10 protein-coding genes are annotated in these 9,198 nt (G+C 62.8%); 9 read left to right on the forward strand and 1 reads right to left on the reverse strand.

Features of this window, described 5'->3' with window-relative positions:
- Positions 1-262 precede the first annotated feature (262 nt).
- The 9 genes from GF399_09285 (at position 263) to GF399_09325 (ending at position 8,260) form a co-directional block, all read left to right on the forward strand.
- Positions 263-631 (forward strand): Hsp20 family protein, encoded by a 369-nt coding sequence (locus GF399_09285; protein ID MBD3400511.1) that lies wholly within the window; start codon positions 263-265, stop codon positions 629-631.
- A gap of 75 nt (positions 632-706) precedes the next feature.
- Complete coding sequence (gene lon, locus GF399_09290; GenBank protein ID MBD3400512.1) at positions 707-3,118, forward strand: endopeptidase La; 2,412 nt, start codon at positions 707-709, stop codon at positions 3,116-3,118.
- Between the two features lie 956 nt (positions 3,119-4,074).
- Positions 4,075-4,212 carry a hypothetical protein gene (locus GF399_09295; GenBank protein ID MBD3400513.1) on the forward strand — a complete coding sequence of 46 codons (138 nt, stop codon included), beginning with the start codon at positions 4,075-4,077 and terminating at the stop codon, positions 4,210-4,212.
- A gap of 199 nt (positions 4,213-4,411) precedes the next feature.
- Positions 4,412-4,843 carry a 50S ribosomal protein L13 gene (rplM, locus tag GF399_09300; GenBank protein MBD3400514.1) on the forward strand — a complete coding sequence of 144 codons (432 nt, stop codon included), beginning with the start codon at positions 4,412-4,414 and terminating at the stop codon, positions 4,841-4,843.
- Positions 4,844-4,867: 24 nt separating this feature from the next.
- Complete coding sequence (rpsI, locus tag GF399_09305; protein MBD3400515.1) at positions 4,868-5,263, forward strand: 30S ribosomal protein S9; 396 nt, start codon at positions 4,868-4,870, stop codon at positions 5,261-5,263.
- Positions 5,264-5,492: 229 nt separating this feature from the next.
- On the forward strand, positions 5,493-6,248 hold the full coding sequence (rpsB, locus tag GF399_09310) for a 30S ribosomal protein S2 (GenBank protein ID MBD3400516.1): 756 nt from the start codon (positions 5,493-5,495) through the stop codon (positions 6,246-6,248).
- Between the two features lie 6 nt (positions 6,249-6,254).
- A complete protein-coding gene (tsf, locus tag GF399_09315; protein ID MBD3400517.1) occupies positions 6,255-6,869 on the forward strand; it encodes a translation elongation factor Ts in 615 nt (204 codons plus the stop codon).
- Between the two features lie 5 nt (positions 6,870-6,874).
- Positions 6,875-7,609 carry a UMP kinase gene (locus tag GF399_09320; GenBank protein MBD3400518.1) on the forward strand — a complete coding sequence of 245 codons (735 nt, stop codon included), beginning with the start codon at positions 6,875-6,877 and terminating at the stop codon, positions 7,607-7,609.
- A gap of 93 nt (positions 7,610-7,702) precedes the next feature.
- Positions 7,703-8,260 (forward strand): ribosome recycling factor, encoded by a 558-nt coding sequence (locus GF399_09325; GenBank protein MBD3400519.1) that lies wholly within the window; start codon positions 7,703-7,705, stop codon positions 8,258-8,260.
- A 258-nt stretch (positions 8,261-8,518) separates the two neighbouring features.
- On the opposite strand, the gene GF399_09330 is transcribed toward GF399_09325, so the two are convergent.
- On the reverse strand, positions 8,519-9,145 hold the full coding sequence (locus GF399_09330) for a hypothetical protein (protein ID MBD3400520.1): 627 nt from the start codon (positions 9,143-9,145) through the stop codon (positions 8,519-8,521).
- Positions 9,146-9,198: the final 53 nt, after the last annotated feature.

Genomic DNA, 9,198 nt, shown 5'->3' on the forward strand with positions numbered 1-9,198 from the left:
GTTTTTGCGGAGGTGAACCGTTATCATCACTCGAACGGTCGCCGAGATGCAAAAACCGTGCCGGTTCCGGCCCGCCTGTCTCCAGTCGAACATCGCTTGTCAAAGGTCTCCCGGGCGGGTCGTAAACGGGCCGGGCTTTACAAAGCGCGGCCGGGTTTACAATAATGATCACGAATCATGAAGGGTCTGAGCCGTCGAGACTTGGGGGAGTTGCCGTTCAAACCGCAGACACGCGTGACAAACTAGAACCGGGTGGGTTCCGATGACACGACACATCCTCTACCGTCACGGCGACGGTTGGTCCTCGGAGCATCCCTTCCCGGCCCTCGATGTGATCGAGCTGGCCGACGGCTACCTCGTGCTGGTCGAACTGGCCGGGATGGAGCCCGACGAGGTCGAGGTGACGGTCCATGAGCGTTGGTTGATCATCACCGGGGACCGACGGCCCGTCCTGCCCAACCGGGCACGCAAGCTGTTGCGGATGGAGATGACCCATGGGCCCTTCCGCCGCGAGCTCCAGCTGCCCGTCGACGCAGACACCGACTCCGTCAGCGCGGGTTGGAAACAGGGGCTGCTGCAGATCAGCATCCCCCGACGCAACTACCGTGGCTTGGTGGAAATTGAGGACTGACTGGTGTCTGACGAGGTCAGGACCCACTGCTAACAATCGACGATGACCAACCTGCCACTTCCGACGGGTGTTTAGATGACAGATGGCAAACCTGAGCGCAAACAAGCTCCTCTCGATCCCGACGAAGTGGCCTTGGAGCAGGGCGAAGAGAAGGTCTTCCCCCTGCTGGTCCTCGAGGGCCTGGTCAGCTATCCCCAGATGCTTCTGCCCCTCAACGTTGAGGATGAGCGAGACATCAAGCTGATCGACGAGGTCATGTTCGGCGACCGCCTGGTGGCCCTGTTCACCCGGCGGCCCACAGATGATGAGGAAGCAGAGAGCGACGAGAGCGAGATCGGCGAGGATGACTTCCACCCCGTGGGCAACCTCGGGGTGATCCTCAAGATGCTGCGGATGCCCGACGGTTCGATGCGGTTGATGATCCAGGGCCTGCAGCGCATCCGCCTGGAGGAGTTCCACCCCGGCGATGACTACGACCGGGTCCGTGTCTCCCAGCTCGAGGAGACCGAGGATGATTCCGTTCGTATCAAGGCCCTGCGCAGCAGTCTCGGCGAGATCTTCGAGAAGATCGTCAAGCTGTCCAACCGTAACGACGAGGTGCTGGTCGCCGCGCTCAACATCGAAGAGAACGCCCGGCTGGCCGATTTCGTCGCCGCCAACCTGAACCTCGAACTGGCGGACCGGCTCCGGGTCCTGGAGACCGCCGACGTGGAAAAGCGTCTGGAGCTGGTGACCAAACTGGCCGTCCGCGAACTCGAGGTGCTCAAGATCGGCCAGTCGATCCAGGACGAGATCTCCGAGGGGATGGAGAGGACCCAGCGCGAGTACTATCTGCGCCAGCAGCTGGAGGCCATCAAGCGCGAGTTGGGCGAGAGCGACCAGTCCTCCGTCGAACTCGACGAACTGGCCGAGCGGGTCGAGGAGAAGGATTGGCCGGAGGCCGTAGATTCGAAGGCCCGGCGGGAGCTCAAACGCCTGCGCCAGATGAATCCGGGGTCGGCGGAGTACGTCGTCGCCCACACCTATCTGACCTGGCTTCTCGACCTGCCCTGGGCGCACTATTCCGCGGACCGGCTGGATATCGAACGCGCCCGGCGGATCCTCGACGAGGATCACTACGGCCTGAGTAAGATCAAGGACCGCATCCTGGAGTTCCTGGCCGTGCGCAAGCTGGCTCCTGAGAGCAAGGGCCCGATTCTGTGTTTCGTCGGACCGCCGGGAACGGGCAAGACCTCCATCGGCCGCAGCATCGCCCGGGCCCTGGGGCGCCAGTTCGTTCGGGCCTCCCTGGGCGGCGTCCACGACGAGGCCGAAATCCGCGGTCACCGCCGGACCTACGTCGGCGCCCTGCCCGGCCGCATCCTTCAGGGACTCAAGACCGCCGGCACCTCGAACCCCGTCTACATGCTCGACGAAATCGATAAACTGGCCAGCGATTTTCGTGGCGACCCCAGCTCGGCCCTGCTCGAGGTTCTGGACCCGGAACAGAACAACACCTTCCGCGACAACTACATCGAAGAGCCCTACGATTTGTCCCACGTTTTTTTCATCACCACGGCCAATACCACCGGCACCATCCCGCGCCCCCTGCTGGACCGGATGGAGGTCATCGAGTTCGACGGCTACACCCGGGAGGAGAAGGCCCAGATCGCCAAACGCTACCTCTTCCCCCGGCGGATCGAGGCCAACGGCCTGACCAGGGAGCAGCTCTTCCTGCCGATCAAGACCCTGCGCGTCCTGGCCGACTCCTATACTCGGGAGGCCGGGGTGCGCAACCTCGAGCGCGCCATCGGCACCATCTGCCGCAAGGTGGCGCGCAAAGTCGCCGCCGGCAAACTCGACGGACGGCTGAAGCTTCAGCCCGGCGAACTCGCCGAGTACCTCGGACCGCCGCGGGTTCTCAAGGAGCGCCGCAAGCCCGCCGACATGATCGGTGTGGCCACGGGGCTGGTCTGGACCCCCGTCGGCGGCGACATCGTGTTCATCGAAGCCGCCGCCATGCCCGGCAAGGGTGGACTGACCCTGACCGGTCAACTGGGCGACGTGATGCAAGAGAGCGCCCGCATCGCCCTGTCCCACGTCCGCGCCCGGGCCGTCGAGCTCGGTCTCGACGAAGCCGTCGGTGGGGACCGGGACATCCACATCCACGTCCCCGCCGGTGCTGTGCCCAAGGACGGACCCTCGGCCGGGGTGACCATGGTCGCCGCCTTGGTCAGTCTGTTCTCGGGCCGTCCCGTCAGGAACGAGGTCGGTATGACCGGGGAGATTACCCTGCGCGGCGACGTCCTGCCCGTCGGCGGCTTGAAATCCAAGCTGCTGGCCGCCAGACGCGCCGGCCTCCAGGAGATCATTCTACCCGCCAAAAACAAACCCGAGATCGAGGACGCCTTCAAGGGCGACGAAAAGCGGGCTATCGCCGATCTCGAACTGCACTACGTCAAGCGCGTCGACGAGGTCATCGACCTGGCCCTCGAAAGGAAGCATTAAACGGCCGAGTGTTGATGAGCAACCGAACGATACGGTGCGGAAACGGCTCCTGACAACGGCGGCGAGAGTCGGATTTGTCACCCACCTTGAATTGTCGAGTTGCGGCCCGACCGGCACGCCCCTCTGCGGTGGCAAACTGATGCCGATGGTTTCAAGCAAGCCGATAACCTCCTCGACGATAGCAGGCCACCTACCGGTCAATGATTCACTGCCCGTGTGCTGCTCGACCAGCCGTCAACAGCGTCGGGGCAGTTGTTCTCTTTGAAATTATCACCCAATTATGAACAAACGTCAGGTATGCTCAGGAGGTGGTTTAGCGCGTTTTCGTCGTCTCGCTGGTCGAAGCTGAACGACCTTTCACGGATAAACAACCTCAAGGTACGCTGAAACCACCGTCATTTACATCGACTATCGGCCGACTTATGCTGCGATCTATGGTTACATTTTGGGCAACTAGTGTGCCGGCCGGTTGCTTGTTTTCGCCGCTTTTCAGCCCCGTATTTGTAGCGGAATAGTACAGCTCATCTTGCATGTTAACACTGAGTTACAAACAGACATCGGTCCGAACACGCTGTACGATCCCTTAAGCAGTTATCGTGGATCGTCGCGATCAGGGACGGTCGCGGGCCCTCCCCGCAGACAGTTCCGGAACACGATTCATTCCAACCGGCTCAATCATTCCGTTGAAAAACAGCCCCGCCTGCGCCCAGCCGGACGTTCCGGCCGTACGGCCCCGAAACTGGCACGGTTTTTGCATCTCGGCGACCGTTGATGACGATGATAACGGTCGGCCTCAGCAAAAACCGTGCCAGTTTCGGGGTGCTGTATCCGCGGAGCGGCCGTTACCCGGCTGTTTTTCAACGGAAGCGGAAAGGGCTTGCCGGCAGACCATTGTCTGTTGCGTTATGCTCCTGCGGGGTTTAGGCTTGAGCGTCACCCAGGTTCGAGGAGGGACGATGGATTATACCTGCGGCGAGAAGCCCGGGATCGGCACCTATACCTGTCGCGATTGCGGTGCAACCGTTTTTCTCGACAACATCGGCGATGCTTTACCGCCTTGTCCGCGCTGCGAGGGATGTCGCTGGCGCGGCTGAGTGAGAGGGAATCAGGCAAGCCGCTCCCCACCGCCGCCTTTGCGGCGGTTTTCCTTGACAGCGCCCGCGGGCGTTTTCTATACTCAGCCTCCGCTTCGGGGGCCGACCCTTTGGGCCCCGTCTTTTGACATGCCACCGGGCCGGACCGGGCGTCCGCCGACGCTCCGCCGCTGACAGCAACCGGAAAAAAGAGAGCAGTATGGGCACCTACCAGATGAAACCGAGCGAGGTCGAGCAGAGCTGGTACGTCGTCGACGCCGCCGACGTGCCCCTGGGACGGTTGGCCAGCCGTTTGGCCCGCGTTCTTCAGGGCAAACACAAGCCCACCTGGGCACCCCACCTGGACTGCGGCGATTTCATCATCGTCACCAACGCCGCCAGGGTCAAGCTCACCGGCAATAAGCTGACCGACAAGAAGCACTACAGCTACTCGGGTTATCCGGGTGGATTAAAAGAGCAGACCTACGACGAGGTGCTGAAGAAGTATCCGGAACGCGCCGTCCGCTGGGCGGTTCGGGGCATGCTCCCGAAAAACCGTTTGGCCCGTCGGATGGCTCGTCGCCTCAAGGTTTTCGCCGGTCCCGAGCATAACCATTCGGCCCAGCAACCCGTGGAGTTGGCTCTCGATTAACCTCTTCAGGTAGAAGGAACTAGCATGAGCGATACTCAGGAAATCTGGGCCACGGGTCGTCGCAAGACCGCCGTCGCCCGGGTCAAGCTCCTCCCCGGTTCAGGCAAGGTTCACTGCAACGGCCGTGAACTCGACGAGTACTTCCCCCGCCGCTCCTGGCGGCTGGCCGTCCGTCGTCCCTTGACGACCGTGGAGGCCGAGGACCGTTTCGACATCCACGCCAACCTCACCGGCGGCGGGCTGACCGGACAGGCCGACGCCCTGATGCTGGGGATCGCCCGGGCCCTGGAGAAGCACGATCCCGAGCTGCGCCAGGTCCTTAAGGATCACGGTCTGCTGCGACGCGACGCCCGCGCCAAGGAGCGCAAGAAGTACGGTCGTCGCGGCGCCCGCGCCAGCTTCCAGTTCTCCAAGCGCTAAACCCCACCGGTTGTTTCTTTGCTTGCTGAAGGAGCGACCACCCGCCGCATCGCGGCGGGCGACCAACGACACACGCCGCCTGATCGACGCCCCGCGTTGCCCGGCGCAGACGTCACCGGAGTTGCACCAACGGCACCCGGCGACGATCTCCGTCGTGGTGGGAGCGCCGAGTTGACGGCGGCGGAGGCTCAAACGCAACCGCCGGCGCCGTGCCGGCACGAGGAGAGACATGCCCAAGGTAAGTGTTCGCGCCATGCTGGAGGCCGGGCTCCATTTCGGCCACCAGACCCGTCGCTGGAATCCCAAGATGGAGCGTTACATCTACGGCGAGCGTAACGGGATCCACATCATCGACCTGCAGAAGTCGGCCCAGAAGCTGCGCGAAGCCTGCAAGTTCATCACCAAGGCCGCGGCCCGGGGCGACAAGGCCATCTTCGTCGGCACCAAGCGCCAGGCCCAGTCGACCATCCGCAAAGAGGCCGAACGCTGCGGGATGTACTTCGTCACCAAGCGCTGGCTGGGCGGCACCCTGACCAACTACAGCACCATCAAGGGCAACCTCCAGCGCCTCGACGAGCTGGAGCGCCTGATCGAGTCCGAGCGCTTCCAGGCGCTCTCCAAGAAAGAGCGCACCATGATCACCAAGCGCTACGACAAGCTGCTCGGTCTGCACGAGGGCTTCCGTCAGATGCGCACCCTGCCCAAGATCCTCTTCGTCGTCGACCCCAAGCGCGAAAATATCGCCGTGCGCGAAGCCAACCGCCTGGGGCTGACCATCGTGGCCGTCGCCGACACCAACTGCGATCCCGACGAGCTCGACTATCCCATTCCGGGCAACGACGACGCCATCCGCGGTATCCAGTTGATCACCCACACCGTCGCCGAAGCCATCATGGAGGGTCTGGCCACGGGTTCCGAGGGCGATATCCCCTTCAGTGAAACCGAACCCCCCGCCGAAACCGAAACCAAGGCCGCCAAGGAGTAGCAGATAATGGCCGAAGAGATTTCCGCGAAAGAGGTTATGGCCCTGCGCAAGAAGACCGGCGCCGGGATCGTCGATTGCAAGAAGGCCCTGCAGGAATGCGGCGGCGACGAGGAGAAGGCCGTCGAGTTCCTGCGCGTCAAGGGGCTGGCTTCGGCGGAGAAGAAGTCCGGTCGCAGCGCCACCGAGGGCATCATTCACTCCTACATCCACGCCGGCTCCCAGCTGGGCGTTCTGCTCGAGCTGCGTTGCGAGACTGACTTCGTCGCCCGCACCGACGACTTCCGCGAGCTGGCCAACAACCTCTGCCTGCAGATCGCCGCGATGAACCCGGCGGCCATCTCGGAGAAGGACTTCCCCGAGGCCGTGCTGGAAGCCGAGCGCAAGGTGCTCAAGGAGCAGGCCCTCGAATCCGGCAAGCCGGAGAACATCGTCGACAAGATGGTCGAGGGGCGGATGAAGAAGTACCTCAAGGAGCGTTCCCTGCTCGAGCAGATCTACATCCGTAACCAGCCGGAGCAGAAGGACCGCACCGTCGCCGAGTACATCAAGGAGAACATCGCCAAGCTCGGCGAGAACATCGAGGTCGTCCGCTTCACCCGTTACGAAGTCGGCGAAGACTAAACCCGATGAGCGGATCGTCCCAACCCCGTCGAGTGGTACTCAAGATCTCCGGAGAGCGGCTGTGTCGCCGCTGTCCGGAGTCTTTTTCCCCCTTCGACGCCGTTTCGATCGGCCGCGTCGTCGAGGATATAACTGGTCTTCACGGCGCCGGTTACGGCGTGGTGGTCATCTGCGGCGCCGGCAACCTGCTGCGCGGCCGGGACTCCGTCTTCGACGACCGGGTATTGGCGGACCAGTCCGGCATGCTGGCAACCCTGATCAACTCCCTGGCCGTCACCGATGCCCTGAGGACGGCCGGACTGCCGGCCCAGACCTATTCGGCGGTTCCCGTGGACACCCTGGTGACCCCCTACCGGGCCCTCGAGGTCCGCTGCGCCCTGGACGAGGGTATCATCGCCGTGGTCGGCGGCGGCACCGGAGCGCCCTTCGTCACCACGGACAGCGCCGCGGCTTTGCGGGCTCTGGAACTCGGCGCCGGCTGCATCCTCAAGGCCACCCAGGTCGACGGCGTCTACTCCGCCGATCCACGCAGCGTACCCGGAGCCGTGCGCTTCGAGCGTCTGGATTACGACGAGGTACTCAACCGCCGCCTGGCGGTGATGGATCTGGGCGCCGTCGAGCTCTGCCGCTCGGGCGGTGTCGAGGTCCGTGTCTTCTCCGGCGAGGTCCCCGGCGGTCCGCTCAAGGCGCTGACCGAGGAGGGTTTCGCCACCGTCATCGGACCGCCCGGCGCCGACTGAGGCTGCAGCCCAAAAGCCGACGTGCTATAATGGATGTTTGGATGAACCTTCAACCTCCGGCATCCACACCGCCGGCGTCAGTAAGGAGTCAGCATGGCAGAACCCCGGCTCAAGGAATTCAAAAACAGGATGGACAAGGCCGTGGAGGCCACCCAGCGCGATCTGCGGGCCATCCGCACCGGACGCGCCAACCCGGCCATTCTCGACGGCATCCGCGTCGACTACTACGGTAATCCGACGCCGATCAACCAGATGGCCACCATCAGCGTCCCCGAACCACGGATGATCATGATCCAACCCTGGGACAAGAGCGCCATCGAGAACATCACCCGGGCCCTGCAGTCCAGCGATCTGGGAATCACGCCGAACTCCGACGGTGTCGTCATCCGCCTGCCCTTCCCCAAGCTGACTGAGGATCGCCGCAAGGAGCTGGTCAAGGTCGCCAAGAGCCTCAGCGAGGAGGGCAAGGTCTCGTTGCGTAACATCCGCCGCGACGCCAACGAGATGCTCAAGAAAATGGAGAAGAAGGGCGAGCTGTCCGAAGACGAGAGCAAGCGGCTGCAGGACGTGGTCCAGGACTATACCGACAAGCATTCGGCGAATATCGACAAGCTCGTCGAAGAGAAGGTCGGCGAGATCATGGACGTCTGATCCGGAAGACCGCTCAGGTCGACCCTGTCGGAATAGGCAAACAAAAACGGCCCCGCGGGGGCCGTTTCCTCCAGGAGTAGCACCCGGGGATTATCGTAAAAAAGAGGGCAGCCCACACGCTACCGGAGCATTACGCCGGGAGGGGATACCGCTGATTCAAATCGCCAGGGCTCGTCTACCGTGTACGGACCGCTGCACGTGTGTAACGCCCTGTTAGCATACGTGACGGGCTGTGCTGTTGTGTCACTGACAAGGGGGCTAGAAGCGGCAGAAAAACAAGGGGATTATCACCGAATTATGACCAAGCACGAAGTATGGTCCTGAGAATGTATAGCGCGTTTTCGTGTCTCGAAGGTTGAAGCTGAATGACCTTTCACGGCTAATGAGTTTGAAGCTACGCTTGAAGCCTCCATGGTCGGCTGTTAGGCGGCGTTTGACGTAGCCCCGGAAGTTCTCGAGGCCGTTGATATGGTTCTTTCCGTCGGCGAACTCTACCTGGTTAATGATACGCCTGTGGTGGTAGACGCTGAGCGACAGTTTCTTATCGGCCGTGTATCCATCGGAGTAGACGATCGAATCCAGTTCGACATTGTCCAAGCTCGCACTGACCAGACGCTTGATGTCACAGCGCTTGGGCAGGCTGCGCGGACCGCGCCGCCGCACTTGAGCAGCCCGAAGACGGCGATCTTGCCGCCGGCGCCCCGTCCGCACTTGCCCTTGCGATGGCCGCCGCAGTAGGACTCGTCGACCTCGATGTGTCCTTCGACTTTTTCCGGCTCGGCCTGGCGAGCGGCTGCGCGCCGCCGGCGGAAGGGTTAAGCGTTTCGCCGCGCCCTCGCCGACGCCGGACCGTTTCCCGGGGGACGGTCCGGCGGTTTTTAGCATTGTCGGGGCCTGAGCGGTCCCGTGTTCCGGCGCCACCGGCCAGGGGTTTCCAA

Source organism: Candidatus Coatesbacteria bacterium (assembly GCA_014728225.1).
In the GTDB taxonomy this organism is placed as follows: Bacteria; RBG-13-66-14; RBG-13-66-14; order RBG-13-66-14; family RBG-13-66-14; genus WJLX01.